At 70.6% G+C, this 15,629-nt stretch carries 15 protein-coding genes; 13 read left to right on the forward strand and 2 right to left on the reverse strand.

Annotation, left to right across the window (positions count from 1 at the left end; all coding sequences use genetic code 11):
* The first annotated feature begins 88 nt into the window (after positions 1 to 88).
* From ABC271_RS06120 to ABC271_RS06145, 6 genes are all read left to right on the forward strand, one after another.
* Positions 89 to 691, forward strand: coding sequence for an HD domain-containing protein (locus ABC271_RS06120; protein ID WP_412924007.1), 603 nt, complete (start codon positions 89 to 91; stop codon positions 689 to 691).
* Positions 692 to 981: 290 nt separating this feature from the next.
* Positions 982 to 1,971, forward strand: coding sequence for a transcription termination factor NusA (gene nusA, locus ABC271_RS06125; protein WP_412924008.1), 990 nt, complete (start codon positions 982 to 984; stop codon positions 1,969 to 1,971).
* Between the two features lie 33 nt (positions 1,972 to 2,004).
* Positions 2,005 to 2,256, forward strand: a complete 252-nt coding sequence (locus ABC271_RS06130; protein WP_076490888.1) for a YlxR family protein — start codon at positions 2,005 to 2,007, stop codon at positions 2,254 to 2,256.
* 94 nt (positions 2,257 to 2,350) lie between these two features.
* On the forward strand, positions 2,351 to 5,200 hold the full coding sequence (gene infB, locus ABC271_RS06135; protein ID WP_412924009.1) for a translation initiation factor IF-2: 2,850 nt from the start codon (positions 2,351 to 2,353) through the stop codon (positions 5,198 to 5,200).
* Between the two features lie 66 nt (positions 5,201 to 5,266).
* Positions 5,267 to 5,761, forward strand: coding sequence for a 30S ribosome-binding factor RbfA (gene rbfA, locus ABC271_RS06140; protein ID WP_412924010.1), 495 nt, complete (start codon positions 5,267 to 5,269; stop codon positions 5,759 to 5,761).
* A gap of 135 nt (positions 5,762 to 5,896) precedes the next feature.
* A complete protein-coding gene (locus tag ABC271_RS06145) occupies positions 5,897 to 6,874 on the forward strand; it encodes a CPBP family intramembrane glutamic endopeptidase (protein WP_412924011.1) in 978 nt (325 codons plus the stop codon).
* Between the two features lie 11 nt (positions 6,875 to 6,885).
* On the opposite strand, the gene ABC271_RS06150 is transcribed toward ABC271_RS06145, so the two are convergent.
* The gene (locus ABC271_RS06150) at positions 6,886 to 7,752 is read right to left on the reverse strand and encodes an HhH-GPD family protein (protein WP_412924012.1); all 867 of its coding nucleotides are present in this window, start codon (positions 7,750 to 7,752) and stop codon (positions 6,886 to 6,888) included.
* A 124-nt stretch (positions 7,753 to 7,876) separates the two neighbouring features.
* Between ABC271_RS06150 and ABC271_RS06155 the strand changes: the two genes are divergently transcribed.
* The 5 genes from ABC271_RS06155 to ABC271_RS06175 are packed head-to-tail and all read left to right on the forward strand — an operon-like array spanning position 7,877 to position 11,057.
* Positions 7,877 to 8,383, forward strand: coding sequence for a nucleoside/nucleotide kinase family protein (locus ABC271_RS06155; RefSeq protein WP_412924013.1), 507 nt, complete (start codon positions 7,877 to 7,879; stop codon positions 8,381 to 8,383).
* Positions 8,383 to 9,276 (forward strand): tRNA pseudouridine(55) synthase TruB, encoded by an 894-nt coding sequence (gene truB, locus ABC271_RS06160; RefSeq protein WP_412924014.1) that lies wholly within the window; start codon positions 8,383 to 8,385, stop codon positions 9,274 to 9,276. The genes ABC271_RS06155 and truB overlap by 1 nt, the downstream gene beginning before the upstream one ends.
* A complete protein-coding gene (locus tag ABC271_RS06165) occupies positions 9,273 to 9,641 on the forward strand; it encodes a hypothetical protein (protein WP_412924015.1) in 369 nt (122 codons plus the stop codon). Before truB ends, ABC271_RS06165 begins: the two co-directional genes overlap by 4 nt.
* Positions 9,642 to 9,696: 55 nt before the next feature.
* Positions 9,697 to 10,116, forward strand: a complete 420-nt coding sequence (locus ABC271_RS06170; protein ID WP_412924016.1) for a hypothetical protein — start codon at positions 9,697 to 9,699, stop codon at positions 10,114 to 10,116.
* Entirely contained in the window at positions 10,113 to 11,057 is a 945-nt protein-coding gene (locus ABC271_RS06175; RefSeq protein ID WP_412924017.1) for a bifunctional riboflavin kinase/FAD synthetase, read from the forward strand. Before ABC271_RS06170 ends, ABC271_RS06175 begins: the two co-directional genes overlap by 4 nt.
* A gap of 53 nt (positions 11,058 to 11,110) precedes the next feature.
* On the opposite strand, the gene ABC271_RS06180 is transcribed toward ABC271_RS06175, so the two are convergent.
* A complete protein-coding gene (locus ABC271_RS06180; RefSeq protein ID WP_412924018.1) occupies positions 11,111 to 12,478 on the reverse strand; it encodes an MFS transporter in 1,368 nt (455 codons plus the stop codon).
* 152 nt (positions 12,479 to 12,630) lie between these two features.
* Here ABC271_RS06180 and ABC271_RS06185 point away from each other — a divergent pair, with 152 nt between their 5' ends.
* Together ABC271_RS06185 and ABC271_RS06190 are read left to right on the forward strand one after the other, a co-directional pair.
* Positions 12,631 to 13,269 carry a hypothetical protein gene (locus ABC271_RS06185; protein ID WP_412924019.1) on the forward strand — a complete coding sequence of 213 codons (639 nt, stop codon included), beginning with the start codon at positions 12,631 to 12,633 and terminating at the stop codon, positions 13,267 to 13,269.
* A gap of 194 nt (positions 13,270 to 13,463) precedes the next feature.
* Positions 13,464 to 15,620 (forward strand): DEAD/DEAH box helicase, encoded by a 2,157-nt coding sequence (locus ABC271_RS06190; RefSeq protein ID WP_412924020.1) that lies wholly within the window; start codon positions 13,464 to 13,466, stop codon positions 15,618 to 15,620.
* Positions 15,621 to 15,629: the final 9 nt, after the last annotated feature.

A 15,629-nucleotide genomic window follows, 5' to 3' on the forward strand; every position in this document is an offset into this window, starting at 1 on the left:
AAGGCTGACCGGCGGGCGCCCGTTCGCGGCGCCGGCGCAGGCGAGAGTGGGGGAAGCGGGCACGTCCGCCCGCCGAAGGAGCCCCGCCATGCGCCTGTCCGACGTCATCGCCCCCGACACCGCCGCTGCGCGCGGCGCTCTCGCGCTGGCACAGCACTACCAGTCGCCCGCGATCACCGCCCACGCTCTCCGCTCGTGGCTGTGGGCGGAGGCGTTCGCTCTCGTCGACGGCATCGAGGGCGTCGATCATGAGCTCCTCTACGTCGCGGCGGTGCTGCACGACATCGGGACGGTGACCGAGTTCGACAACCACACGCTGTCGTACGAGCACGCCGGTGGCCACGTTGGCATCGCCCTCACCGCAGGGGCCGGGTGGGACACGGCCCGACGCGCGCGCGTGCTCGACGTGATCGTGCGGCACAACTGGCCGCGGGTCGACCCGGGCATGGATGCCGAGGGCTATCTGCTGGAGACCGCGACCGGACTCGACATCTCGGGAGCACGGCCCGACGCACTTCCACGGGAGTTCGTGCGCGAGGTCCTCGCCGCCCATCCGCGGGGCGCGCTCGCGGCGGAGTTCGGCGCCTGCGTCGTGGATCAGGCGGAGCGCAAGCCCGACACGGCGGCGCGACGGCTCGTCGACGGGGGAGTCCTCGACAAGCTGGCCGCGAACCCGCTCGAGCGCATCTGACGCCGGCGTCCGGTCCGGCGCGGGTGCACGGGCTCCGGGGCGCGGCGTGCCGAACTCCGGAGATTCCCGTCAGGCAGCCAGCGCCATCCGCGGAATCACGCGTGGCCATCTTCGCGCGCTCGCAGATTCTCCGGAGTTGCGCAGAGCGGACGCGAGTCGGGATGCCGGGAACGCCTGTGCGGCGGCATCCGGAACCCTTCCGCGGGTCGCGGGGGGTGCGGCATACCGGGTATCGTAGGAGGGTTGTCGGTACCGGTTGTGCCGACGAGAGCTGAATACGGAGGATCCCGATGGACATCGATCTTGCACTCCTGAAGACGATCGAACGCGAGAAGGAGATCCCCTTCGACGAACTCGCGCGCATCATCGAGCAGGCGATCCTCACCGCCTACGCCAAGCACATCTCGCCCAGCGGCGAGATCCCCGCCGGCGCGCGGGCCGAGCTCGACCGCAAGACCGGTCATGTCGGCATCTTCACCCCGGTCCTCGACGACGAGGGCGTCGTCATCGGCGAGGAGGAGCAGGCGCCCGACGACTTCGGTCGCATCGCGGCGTTCGCGGCGAAGCAGGTCATCAGCCAGCGTCTGCGCGACATCGCCGACGACGCGGTACTGGGGGAGTTCCGCGGCAAGGAGGGCGACATCGTCGCCGGCGTCGTGCAGCAGGGGCCGAACCCGCGCATGGTCCACGTCGACCTCGGCACCGTCGAGGCCATCCTCCCGCCCGAGGAGCAGGTCCCGGGCGAGACCTATCCGCACGGCTCGCGTCTGCGCGTCTACGTCACCTCGGTATCGAAGGGCAACAAGGGCCCCCAGATCACCGTGTCGCGGACGCACCCCGGTCTGGTGCGCAAGCTGTTCGCGCTCGAGGTCCCCGAGATCGCCGCCGGGCTGGTCGAGATCGTCTCGCTCGCTCGTGAAGCCGGTCACCGCACGAAGATCGCCGTGAAGGCGAACGACCCGACGGTCAATGCCAAGGGCGCCTGCATCGGCGAGCTCGGCCGCCGCGTCCGCGCCGTGACGGAAGAGCTCTCCGGCGAGAAGATCGACATCATCGACTACGACGCCGAGCTGCCCAAGTTCGTCGCCAACGCGCTCTCGCCCGCGAAGGTCACGTCGAGCTTCGTGCTGGACGCCTCCACCAAGGCCGTCCGCGCCCTGGTGCCGGACTACCAGCTGTCGCTGGCGATCGGCAAAGAGGGCCAGAACGCGCGTCTGGCCGCCAAGCTGACCGGCGCGAAGATCGACATCCAGCCGGACAGCATCCTCGAAGACAACTGAGCGTCCGTCGTCCGGACGACCGCGAGGTGTACCATGGAGCCTGTACGAACGTGCGTCGGATGCCGCGCACGTGCCCCCCGATCATCGCTTCTGCGTGTGGTCGCGGAGGGGTCGGTCCTCGTCAGAGACGAGCGGGCGGTCCTGCCGGGACGGGGTGCGTGGGTGCACGAGACGGACGCGTGCGTCGGGAAAGCTCTCGCGCGCCGCGCCTTCGTACGAGCATTGCGTGTGTCAGGCCCGCTTGACACGCAGACCTTCGAATCAACCCTCCAGCGAAACGGCTGAACGGCTATGGACACGAAGTGAACGGCTCGAAATGAGACCCGTCCGCAACTAACGGTCTGCCCTGTCCGGGGTAGACCCCTCAGACAGGAGAATTGTGGCAAAACCACGCGTGCACGAGATCGCTTCCGAGCTCGGCGTCGACAGCAAGGTCGCGCTCGCGAAGCTCAAGGAGCTCGGCGAATTCGTCAAGAGCCCCTCATCGACCATCGAACCCCCGGTGGCCCGTAAGCTTCGCGCTGCCTTCGCGGCGGAAGGCGCGTCCGGATCCTCGGATGCCAAGCCCTCGGCCGCCGCGGCGCGCCCGGGTGCTCGCCCGAACCCGGCCCGCCCCGCAGCGGCACCCGGCGCACGTCCGTCCGGTCCCACGCCCGGACCGGCGCGTCCCGCCGCGCCCAAGAGCGCTCCGGCCCCTTCGGCACCCGCCCCCGCTCCGGCGGAATCCGCCCCGTCGACGTCCGCTCCGGCGGCGTCCACTCCGGCGGCGTCCGCTCCGGCGAAGCCCGCCTCATCCGCTCCGGCCCCCGCGGCCCCGGCGCAGGCTCCCGCGTCGCAGGCGCCGAAGCCCGGCGGCCCGCGTCCCGGTCCCGCCGGTGGCGGGTCGAACCCCCCGCGTCCCGGTGGTGCTCCGCGCCCCGGTAACAACCCGTTCGCGTCGGCGCAGGGCATGGGACAGCGTCCCGCCGGCCCGCGCCCGGGTAACAACCCGTTCGCGTCGGCGCAGGGCATGGGACAGCGTCCCACCCCCGGCAACATTCCGCGTCCGCAGGCCCCGCGCCCCGGCGCTCCCCGTCCGGGCGCTCCGCGTCCCGGCGGTGCAGGTCGTCCCGGTGGCGGCGGTCGTCCCGGTGCTCCGTTCCAGCAGCGTCCCGGCGGTCCCGGTCGTCCCGGCGGCGCGGGCGGTGGCTTCCAGCGTCCCGGTGGCGCGCCCGGCGCGGGCGGCGGTTTCGCCGGTCGTCCCGGTGGTGGTGGCGGCCGTGGCCGTGGTCCCGGCGGTGGCACCGCGGGTGCTTTCGGTAAGGGCGGCGGCAAGTCCAAGCAGCGCAAGTCGCGTCGGGCGAAGCGGCAAGAGTTCGAGATGCGGTCGGCGCCGGTCGTCGGCGGCGTCAACGTCTCGAAGGGCAACGGCGAGATCATCCGCCTGCGTCGCGGCGCCTCGATCGCCGACTTCGCGGACAAGCTCGAGGCCCTGCGCGGGTACACCGTGCAGCCCGGCACGCTCGTGACCATCCTGTTCAACCTGGGCGAGATGGCCACGGCCACCGAGTCGCTCGACGAGGCCACCTTCGAGGTCCTCGGCGCGGAGCTCGGCTACAAGATCCAGATGGTCTCCCCCGAGGACGAGGACAAAGAGCTCCTCGAGGGCTTCGGCCTCGACCTCGACGCCGAACTCGAGGCCGAGAGCGAGGACGACCTCGAGATCCGTCCTCCCGTGGTCACCGTCATGGGCCACGTCGACCACGGTAAGACGCGACTGCTCGACGCCATCCGCCAGACGAACGTCGTGGCGGGCGAGGCCGGCGGCATCACGCAGCACATCGGTGCGTACCAGGTCTGGACCGAGCACGACGGCATCGAGCGCGCCATCACCTTCATCGACACCCCGGGTCACGAGGCGTTCACCGCCATGCGTGCCCGTGGTGCGCAGGTGACCGACATCGCGATCCTCGTGGTCGCGGCCGACGACGGCATCATGCCCCAGACGGTCGAGGCGTTGAACCACGCACAGGCGGCGAACGTGCCGATCGTGGTCGCGGTCAACAAGGTCGACAAGCCGGATGCCAACCCCGCCAAGGTGCGCCAGCAGCTCACTGAGTACGGTCTGGTCGCCGAGGAGTACGGCGGCGACGTCATGTTCGTCGACGTCTCGGCTCGTCAGGGCACGAACATCCAGGAACTCCTGGACGCCGTGCTGCTGACCGCCGACGCCGGACTCGACCTGACGGCCAACCCGAACAAGGCGGCCCGTGGTGTCGCGATCGAAGCGAAGCTCGACAAGGGCCGCGGTTCGGTCGCCACCGTCCTGATCCAGTCGGGAACGCTGCGCGTCGGAGACGCGATCGTCGCCGGAACGGCCTACGGCCGCGTCCGCGCCATGATCGACGAGAACGGCGACGCGGTCGACGAGGCTTACCCCTCGCGTCCCGTGCAGGTGCAGGGCCTCAACTCGGTCCCGCGCGCCGGCGACGTCTTCATCGTCACCGAGGAAGACCGCACCGCGCGTCAGATCGCCGAGAAGCGTGAGGCCGCCGAGCGCAACGCCCAGCTGGCCAAGGCTCGCAAGCGCATCTCGCTCGAGGACTTCACCCGCGCTCTCGAAGAGGGCAAGGTCGAGTCGCTCAACCTCATCATCAAGGGCGACGTGTCGGGTGCCGTCGAGGCGCTCGAGGAGTCGCTGCTCAAGATCGAGGTCGACGACAGCGTCCAGCTGCGCATCATCCACCGTGGTGTGGGTGCGATCACCGAGTCGGACATCAACCTGGCCACGATCGACAACGCGATCGTGATCGGCTTCAACGTCCGCCCCGACACCAAGGCCCGTGAGCGTGCCGCCCGTGAGGGTGTGGACGTGCGGTTCTACTCGGTCATCTACAACGCGATCGACGACGTCGAGCAGTCGCTCAAGGGCCTGCTCAAGCCGGAGTTCGAAGAGGTGCAGTCGGGTGTGGCCGAGATCCGCGAGGTGTTCCGCTCCTCGAAGTTCGGCAACATCGCCGGTGTCATCGTCCGCTCGGGAACAATCACGCGCAACGCCAAGGCGCGCGTCATCCGCGACGGTGTGGTGCTGGCCGACGGTCTAGCCATCGAGTCGCTGCGTCGCTTCAAGGACGACGTCACCGAGGTTCGTACGGACTTCGAGGCCGGTATCGGACTCGGCAAGTACAACGACATCCAGATCGGTGACGAGATCGAGACCACCGAGATGGTCGAGAAGCCGCGAGGCTGATCCGTCGAACGGGGGTCGCGCCTGCGGGCGCGGCCCCCGTTCCGTCCTCCAGAGAAGGAGAAGGAAGTGGCAGGGGAACGACAGGCCCGTGTGGCCGACCGCATTCGCGTGGTCCTTGCGGAGCGCCTCGAGAGGGGACTGCGAGACCCTCGGCTCGGATTCGTCACGATCACCGATGTCCGGGTGACGGGCGACCTGCAGCACGCGTCGGTGTTCTACACCGTCATGGGCGACGAGGCGCACCGGGCCGATACGGCCGCGGCGCTGAAGTCCGCCACCGGCATGCTGCGCAGTGAGGTCGGCAAGAACCTCAACACGCGGCTCACTCCGTCGCTGGAGTTCATCCTCGACGCGATCCCCGAGAACGCCGATCACATCGCGGCGTTGCTGCGCGAAGCGCGCGAGCGCGACCAGTCGGTGGCGGGTCTCGCCGCGAGCGCCTCGTACGCCGGCGAGGCCGATCCGTATGTCAAGCCGCGGGAGTTCGGTGACGACGACATCGACGATGACGACATCGACGATGAAGAGGGTGACGACGAGGGAGACGAAGCGCGCCCCTGACAGCGTCGTGCGAACGGCCGGATGCCGCCCCCGCGGGGGCCGTATCCGGCCGTTCGTCGTTCCGCATCGCGAGGAGGAGCGTCTCTCCGTCGCGCGGGGGAGGTGGTGGCATCCGGGGCTTCGTAGGGTCGATGCATGACCGCTTCGTCTCGCCCGGACTGGCTCTCCATCGGCGTCTTCGCCGTCACCTCTGTCGCCCTGTCGTGGCTCATCGCGCTGCCGCTGTGGTCGCGCGGACAGGGTTTGGCGGATCCGTTCCTGGGCCTCGTCGCCGCCGCCATGATGTTCACTCCTGCGCTGGGCGTTGTCGCGGCGCTTCTGGTGCAGCGGCGTCGTCGCGGACGCCGTGGTGCACGCGTCGTGCTGCGGGAACTCGGGATGTGGCCGCTGCGACCGGCCGCGCGGACGATCTGGACCTGCGTGGCCGTCATCGTCGGCGCACCGCTGCTCGTCGCGGTCGGTCTCGTGGTGGTGGGGGCTTTGGGCCTCGCGACCTTCGATCCGATCGGATTCTCCGGCTTCGAGAAGACGCTGGAGGCCGCGGTGCCGCCCGGGACCCCGCTGCCGCCGGTGGGGATTCTCGTCGCGGTGCAGCTGGCCACGATCCCGCTCGGCGCCATCATCAACGCGCCGTTCGCGTTCGGTGAGGAGCTCGGGTGGCGCGGCTTCCTGTTGCCCGCCCTGCGGCCGCTCGGGGTGTGGCCGGCGTTGCTCCTCTCGGGCGCGTTCTGGGGGTTCTGGCACGCCCCGCTGATCCTGCTGGGCTACAACTTCCTCGAGCCCAACGCGTTCGGCGTCCTGCTGATGATCGGTGGCTGCGTCCTCTTCGGCGTGCTGCTGGGGTGGACGCGACTGCGCACGGCATCCGTGTGGCCTGCGGTGTTCGCGCACGGAGCGTTCAACGCCTCGGCGGGATTGGGTGCGCTGGTGATCGCGGCCGACTCGGTCACTCCGTCACCCGTGCTCGCGGGTCCGCTCGGCCTCGTCATGTGGGGCGTCTTCGCCGTGGTCATCGCGGTGCTCGTCCTCACCGGGCAGTTCCGGGGCGACCGCCTCGACGCGCGTCTCGGGCCGGATCCGGTGCGGTCGGCCCCGGTCACGCCGACGGTCTGAGCCGAGCGACCTCAGCGGGGCAGGAAGAGCGCGCCGTCCTCTGCTTCAGCGAGTCCGTCGGCGATGAGTGAGTCGATCGCCCGGTCCCGCTGCACGGGGTCGGGCCAGTCGGGAACGACGTCGTCGAGGCGCACCGCCGCGGGTGCCGCATCGCGCAGCACCTTCAGCACCGCGCCGCGCGCCTGACGGTCGCTGCCCTCGTACTTCGCCTGGCGGCGACGCCGGTCCTCGGATGCCGGGTACCCCGCCGCCCGCCACGCGCACTGCGTTGCCAGGGGGCACACACCGCACTTCGGTGAGCGTGCGGTGCAGACGATGGCCCCGAGCTCCATGGCCGCGGCGTTCACGATCGCCGCCTCGCCCACGTCTTCCGGCAGCTCCGCCGTCATCCGGGCGAGGTCGGACTTCCCTGGCGGACCGGGTTGCGCGACGCCGTTGATCACGCGGGCGAGGACCCGTCGCGTATTCGTGTCGACCACCGGATGCCGGTCGCCGTACGCGAACACCGCGACGGCACGGGCGGTGTAGTCACCGATCCCGCTGAGCGCGAGGAGCGCGTCGACGTCGCGCGGCACGACTCCCTCGTGCCGGTCGCGGATCTGCACGGCCGCACGGTGCAGCCACAGCGCGCGTCGCGGGTAGCCCAGGTTCGCCCAGTGCGCGACGGCTTCCGCGGGGGGTGCGGCGGCGAGGTCAGCAGGTGTCGGCCACCGCTCGAGCCACGCTTCGAGGTGCGGGATGACGCGGGCCACGGGCGTCTGCTGGAGCATGAACTCGCTGACGAGAGTGCCCCAGGCCCCGAACCCGTCCCGGCGCCACGGCAGGTCTCGGGCATTGTCGCGATACCAGGCGATCAGCGGTGCGGCGATCCCTGGCATCCCTCCACCCTACGGTCGCCACCGCCCCGGGGGCGGCGCGAGAGACGGCGTTCGTCAGGGGAAGGCGATGTCGCCGCGTGGCTCAAGAAGAGGCGGTGTCGGTGGGCGACCGTAGGCTGGAGGCATGTCGAGCGAGAACCCCGTCGAGACCCTGCAGCGCAGCCTCCGCGATCTCCTGCATCAGAACGCGGGCAACGGCCGTCTTGTCGTGGCGATCGACGCCCTGGATGCCGCCGCCGCCACTGCTTTCGCTGACGCCTTCGCCGCGGCGGTCGCCGAGGACGGCACCGCGGTGTTCCGCGCGACGCTCGGCGACGGCGCCGACGACGTGCGCGAGGGTCTCGTCGCGCCGTTCCGCGCGGGCGAGCCCTTCGAGGGCAGCGGAACCGCCGCCCCCGAACGCGCGGTCCTCGTCGTCGACGGCCGTTTCCTTCACGCGTCCGGCCTGCGCGGCTTGTGGAACTGGTCGGTGTGGCTCGAAGCCAACCCGCCCTTCGGTGCTCCCCGTCCCGAGCTCCCGGATGCCGAGAAGCAGTACGTCCGGTCATCGCGGCCCCGGGCTGCGGCGTCGGTCATCGTCGAGAACTCCGACCCCGCCCACCCGGTGCAGGTGTTCGGCGACTTCTGCTGATGGTGCGCGCGGGCATCCTCCTGGTCGACAAGCCGGGGGGCATCACCAGCCATGACGTCGTGGCGCGCGCGCGTCGCGCGCTGGGTACGCGGAAGATCGGCCACGCGGGCACGCTCGACCCCATGGCCACGGGCCTGCTGGTGCTCGGCGTCGAGGGCGCGACGCGCCTGCTCACCTACATCGTGGGCGCCGACAAGACCTACGAGGCGACGATCCTCCTCGGGGTCTCGACCGACAGCGACGACGCCGACGGAGAAGAGACCGGGCGCGCGGATGCCGCGGCGGTCGACGCCGTGACCGAGACCGCGATCGCCGCCGGTGTCGCCGAGCTGACCGGCGAGATCGAGCAGGTGCCCAGCACGGTCTCCGCGATCAAGGTGCAGGGCCGTCGCGCGTACGACCTGGCCCGCGCCGGCGAGGCGGTCGAGCTGAAAGCGCGTCGTGTGACCGTGTCACGCTTCGACGTGCGTGCGATCCGGAGAGAAGCGGCGACGATCGCCCTCGACGTCGTCGTCGACTGCTCCAGCGGAACGTACATCCGCGCGCTCGCCCGCGACCTGGGCGCCGCGCTCGGCGTCGGCGGCCACCTCACCGCTCTCCGCCGAACCCGCATCGGGTCGTTCGGCGTCGGGTCAGCGGCATCCGTCGACGACATCGCCGAGGAAGCCCTGGTGAACCCGGCCACCGCCGCCGCGACGGTCGTCGGTGCTCTCGCGGTGAGCTCCGACGACGCGCGCGACCTCCGCCACGGCAAGCGCATCGACGGCGGCGGGCGCCTCACGGGCGAGCGCGCGGCCGCGATCGATCCGGACGGGCGGCTGGTCGGGATCGTGGAGCGGCGGGGGAGTCAGCTCAAGAGCGTCATGAACATGCCCGGGGAGGTCGCGGGATGATCCTGTGGTTCACACTCACTCAGGTGGGGGTCGCGGTTCTCGCGGGCCTCATCGCCGTCGTCGCGGGGCTCGCCGGACGCCGACCGTCCGACCTCACGGTGGGGGCCCTCGCGCTCATCGAGGTGCTGCTCATCGTGCAGATCGTCGTCGCCATCGTGTCGCCGTTCGCCGGGAACCCGCCGACGGGCAGCCTGCTGGAGTACTGGACGTACCTCGTCTCGGCCGCACTCCTCCCGCCCGCCGGCGCGGCGTGGGCGCTCATCGAGCGCAGCCGGTGGAGCACCGTCATCATGGGCGCTGTCGCCCTCGCGGTCGCCGTGATGGTGTGGCGCATGCACGTGATCTGGACGGTGCAGGTCGCCTGAAGCGTCGGTGGCGGCCGAGGCGAGAGGACGCCGGGAGAACTAGACTCGGAAGGTCATGGCATCCATCACTCCCGCCCGCACCCGCGGAATGACCGGCGTCGGCCGGGTCCTCGTGATCGTCTACGGCATCATGGCTCTCGCCGCGACGGGACGGTCGTTCGTGCAGATCGTCCGTGAGTTCGACGACGCGCCGGTCGCGTACACGCTCTCCGCGCTCGCGGCCGTGGTCTACATCGTCGCGACGCTCGCGCTCGTCTTCTCGGCGCGGCCCGCGTGGTACCGCGTTGCGTGGGTCGCCATCGGTTTCGAGCTCGTGGGAGTCCTCGTCGTGGGCACGCTGAGCCTCGCGCTGCCGTCGCTGTTCCAGCACCCGACGGTGTGGTCGGTGTACGGCATCGGCTACCTGTTCATTCCACTCGTGCTGCCGTTCCTCGGTCTGTGGTGGCTGGTGCGGCACCGCCGGACGGCGTCGTGATCGTCTTCCGCGACCCCGCGGAGGTGCCCGCGGGCTTCGGTCCGTCGGTCGTGGCGATCGGCAAGTTCGACGGCGTGCACACCGGCCACCGTGCCGTGATCGACCGGGCTCGCGTCGAGGCGGCGGACGGCGCGCAGGTCGTGGCCGTGACCTTCGACCGCAACCCGTTGAGCGTCCTGCGACCCGAGAAGTGCCCGCCGGATGTCATCGGCCCGCACCAGAAGCTCGAGCTCCTCGATCGCGCGGGAGTGGATGCCACCCTGCTGCTGACTTTCGACGAGACGCTGGCCGCGCAGCCGGCCGACGCCTTCGTCCGGCGAGTGCTCGTCGACGCCCTCGCGGCTCGGACGGTGCTCGTGGGGCGCGACTTCCGTTTCGGCGCCGGGGGCGCCGGCGATCCCGCGATGCTCGTGCGGCTGGGGGAGGAGTACGGCTTCCGGGTGGACGTGGTCGACGACGTCCGCGCGGTTCACGCCGACCGTCGCGTGTCGTCGACGTGGATCCGCGAGGCCCTCGCGGCGGGTGACATCGCCACCGCCGCTCGTCTCCTCGGTCGGGCTCCCTCGGTGTGGGGCGAGGTCGTGCACGGGCTCAAGCGCGGGCGCGAGCTCGGATACCCGACGGCCAACCTGTCGCCCGACCTCGAAGGGTTCGTGCCCGCCGACGGCGTGTACGCGGGGTGGCTCGTCGACGTCGACGGCGCGCGTCGCATCAGTTACCCGGCCGCCATCAGCATCGGCACCAATCCGACGTTCGACGACGTGCACACGCGGCAGGTCGAGGTGTACGTCCTCGACGAGACCGACCTCGATCTCTACGGGCACCACGTCGAGGTGCGTTTCGTGGAACGGGTCCGCGGCATGGCGGCTTTCGACGGCGTCGACGCCCTGCTGGTGCAGATGGCCGACGACGTGGAGCGCGTCCGCGGCATCCTGAGCTGACGACGCCCGACGCGTGGGCGCCGAGAGCGCGTTACGTTGCCGCCCCGGCGACCTCAGTCCCGTCGCGACAGGTGGTTGCGGATGCCGAGGAACGACGTCGCCGCGCCGAGGCCCATGAGCACCGCGGTGAAGATCGCCGCGCGGTGGAACCCGTCGAGGTCGAGGGCGCCGCCGGCGATCGCGGACACCGCGGCGATCGCGAGGAGACCGGCCACCCGCGACACGGCGTTGTTGACCGCCGAGGCGATTCCCGACCGCTCCGTATCGATCGCGCCCAGCACCGCGGCGGTCAGCGGAGACACGGTGGCGGTGAGACCCAGGCCGAAGACGACGACGCCCGGCAGCACCTGCGTCCAGTAGTCGAACTCGGGGCGAACCGTCAGCAGGAGGAGCGCCCCGACGGCCATGACGGCCGGTCCGAGCGTCATGAACAGCCGCGGCCCGATCCGGCCCGACAGCGCGCCCATCCGTGAGCTGAGGGCGATCATCAGCAACGTGCTCGGCAGCGATGCCAGCCCCGCGAGGGTTGCGGGCAGTCCCGCCCCCTGTTGCAGGTAGACGCTGAGGACGAAGCCGTTCAACGACAGCGCCGCGTAGACGAACATCGTCGTGAGGTTCCCGGCCCAGAAGTTGCGGGATCGGAAGAGGTCGAGCGGCATCATCGGTTCGCGCGCGACGCGCTGGCGCACCAGGAACCCCGCGAACGACACGACCCCGAGCGCAGCCGGTATCCAGATCACCGGCGAGCCCCATCCGAGGTTCGGTTGCTCGATGAGCGCGAACACGATCCCGCCGAGGCCGACGGCGCACAGGACCGCACCGAGGATGTCGACGTGCGCGCCGGGGCGGCGCTGGTCCGCATGGCCGCGCCGCGCGAGCAGCCACAGCGTCACGCCGATCGGCAGGACGTTGACGAGGAAGACCAGGCGCCACGACAACGCGTCGACGAACACGCCGCCAATGAGGGGTCCCGCGATCATGGCGACGGTGGTGGCACCGGTCCAGATCCCGATCGCGCGGGCCTGCGCGGCGCCGCGGAACGTCGACGTGATCAGCGCGAGGGAGCTGGGCACCAGCAGCGCGCCCGCGACGCCCTGGAGCGCCCGCGCGGCGATGAGGAACTCCGCGGTCGGCGCGGCGGCGATGGCGATCGAGGTGACGCCGAACCCGATGAGGCCGATGCGCAGCACGAGCGTGCGGCCCAGGACGTCGCTCATCGATCCGGCGACGAGGATGAACGCGCCGAGCGTGACGAGGTAGGCGTCCACGACCCACTGCTGTGTGGACAGCCCGCCGCCCAGGTCGCGGGAGATGGCCGGGAGCGCCACGTTCACGACGGTGCCATCCAGGAACGACACGAAGGATGCCAGCACCGCCACGGTCAGCACGACGCGTTGGTCCCGCGACATCCGTTCGGCCATGGGCCCAGCGTACGGGCGGTGGGACCGCTGCGGTCGGGCCGCCGCACCTCCGGGCCGTGATACCTCGGGCGGGCCTCCCCGACGACTCGCCCGCAGGCACTCCGGAACCGCCCGACGCCCGGGTTAGGGTCGATCCGATCCTCGGAGGTCTCATGCCCGCCCTCGCCCGTGTGCTCGCCGTCGGCTCCGCCGCCGCGGCCCTTGTCGTCGCCCTGAGCGGCTGCGTTCCGGAACCGTCCCCGACTGCGTCGCCGACCTCCGAAGCATCGGTGTCGAGCACCCCGTCGTCGTCCGCGACGCCGAAGCCGTCCTCGTCGATCCCCTCTCCGACAGTGAGCCCGAGCACGGCTCTCCCCGCCTCGTGCGACGACGTCTACTCGGATGCCATGCTCACCCGGCTCCAGGAGCAGGACGGCCCGCTCAACGATCCCGGGGTCTCCCTGCTCTCCACCGACCAGGCGTCGTTGCTCGAGCTCCTGGACTCGATCCCGACACTGCGCTGCTCGTGGGGCCCGCCGGGAGAGAAGGGTCTGTCCACGAACGTGTCGATCGTCGACGCCACGCAGGCGGCGTTCGTCCGCGACGCGCTGTCGTCGAGCGGATTCGGGTGCGATACCAGTGACTCCGCGACCATCTGCCGTCTCGACCAGCGCGGGGTCTCGCTCGACGACGTGCCGTTCGAACGCGGCGAAGTGCAGGCCATCCGTGGGGAGGTCTGGGTCACGACGTCGTGGATCAACTTCGATCCGGAGGGCTACACCGAGGACATTCTGTCGACGGTGGCGGGGTGACCGGCTCCGAGAACCGCTAGAATGGATGCGACCCCGTCACCCGCCTCCTCGCGAGCCGTTCCGGTGAAGACGCGTTACGGGTCGCAGACGCTGCCGCTCCGGTGGTCAGTCTCGCGGCATTCTCCGGGGTCATCGATCCACCGGCTTCAGGCCGGACGTCCCGGACCCATCCGGACGACACGCTCAGGAGGAGCATGCCGACCACGGCAACCGCCGCCCGAAGCTCGAGCCAACGGCGCCGCAAGACCTCGTCATCCCGTCGCGATGACGAGGCCCCCGTCATCCCCATCCTCGCCCGCAAGGTGCGAGAGGTCGAGGCCAAGGCCCAGCGCGGCAAGCTCGGTCCGACCAACCGCGTCAAGTTCCAGGTGATCGCTTTCCTCGTCCGCGAGGAGCGCGCCCGGGTGAAGGCCGACACCGAGATCACCGACGCCGCGCGCGCCGAGCTGCTCAAGCGCCTCGACGGCGTGGCCACGATCCTCGCGAAGACCGCTGCGCGCGACACGTCTCTCATCCAGCTGCTCGAGGTCGACCAGGCCACCTCGCCGGTCGCGCGGCGTATGCGGCGCGACTGGCTGCTCGAGTCCGGTGCCGAGCTGCCGCCGGACGAGCTGATCATCACCGACAACGCGCCCGCCACCGCTCCGGTGGTGCCCGCGGCACTCGCCGAGAAGCAGGTCGTTCCGGCCTCGATCGAGGCGCGCCAGATGGCGAACCCGTTCCTCGCTCCCGATCTCACCCCCCGATCGACGGGTGATGCGCCCCGCCGCCGTCTGGACGGCTGGGAGCTCATGGGACCGCTGTACAAGGCGTTCGAGACCGGTGCCGGCGGTTCGGCCGCCAGCATGGACCTGCCGCCCGTCCCCGAGTTCGACCGCCTGTCACCGCGCGGACTCGAGGTCATGCCGCACCAGTCCCGCTTCCTCGAGGCGGTCCGTCAGGGTCACCGCTCCTTCCTCCTCGCGGACGAGCCGGGCCTGGGAAAGACCGCTGAGTCGGTTCTTGCGGCTTCCGTCGCCGAGGCCTACCCGCTTCTGGTCGTGGTGCCCAACGTCGTGAAGATGAACTGGGCTCGCGAGGTGCAGCGCTGGACGCCGCATCGTCGTGCCACGGTCATCTCCGGCAGCGGCGCCGACATCGACGCGTTCGCCGACGTGTTCATCGTCAACTACGAGATCCTCGATCGCCACCTCGCGTGGCTGTCCTCGATCGGCCTCAAGGGCATCGCGGTCGACGAAGCGCACTTCATCAAGAACCTGTCGTCGCAGCGGTCGCAGAACGTGCTGGCTCTGGCATCCCGTGTCCGCCAGCAGACGCGCGACCCGCTGATGCTCGCCCTGACCGGTACGCCGCTGATCAACGACGTCGAGGACTTCGACGCGATCTGGCGCTTCCTCGGCTGGACCACGGGTGAGAAGCCCGGTCCCGAGCTGATGGAGAAGCTGGATGCCACGGGCCTGACCCCCGCCGACAAGGCGTTCTATCCCGAAGCGCGCGAAGCCGTGATCTCCATGGGCATCGTCCGTCGCAAGAAGAAGGATGTCGCCGCCGACCTCCCCGACAAGCTCATCGCCGACCTCCCCGTCGAGCTGGACGACGAGTTCGGCCGCTCCATCCGGCACGCCGAGCGCGAGCTGGGTGCCCGTCTTGCGGCGAAGTACCGGCGCATCATCGAAGCCCGCGGCGACCGCGGTCTCGCTCCCGGCGAGATCGACGAGGACATCGTGCGCCTCGTCGCGCACGGCGAGCTCGAAGAGAGCAAGGCAGCCGGCACCGGATCCGAGAACGTCTTCACGATGGTCCGCCGCATCGGCCAGGCCAAGGCGCAGCTCGCGGCAGACTACGCCGTGCAGCTGCAGCGCTCGGTCGGGAAGGTCGTCTTCTTCGCCAAGCACATCGACGTCATGGATGCCGCGGAGGCGCACTTCAAGGCATCCGGGCTCAAGGCGGTGTCCGTGCGGGGCGACCAGACGTCCACGGCTCGCCAGGCAGCGATCGACGCGTTCAACACCGACCCGAGCGTCGGGATCGCCGTGTGCTCGCTGACGGCCGCGGGCGTGGGCCTGAACATGCAGGCCGCGTCGAACGTCGTGCTCGCCGAGCTCTCGTGGACCGCCGCCGAGCAGACGCAGGCCATCGACCGTGTGCACCGCATCGGCCAGGAGGAGCCCGTCACCGCGTGGCGCATCATCGCCGCGCACACGATCGACACGAAGATCGCCGAGCTCATCGACTCGAAGGAGGGCTTGGCGCAGCGCGCCCTGGACGGCCTCGCGATCGAGCCGGGGTCGAGCGATTCCGTGCAGCTGTCCGCGCTGATGCACCTGCTGCGGCAGGCGCTCGGGGGCTGACCCCGGTCG

Source organism: Microbacterium canaveralium (genome assembly GCF_047238045.1).
Taxonomy (GTDB): Bacteria; Actinomycetota; Actinomycetes; order Actinomycetales; family Microbacteriaceae; genus Microbacterium.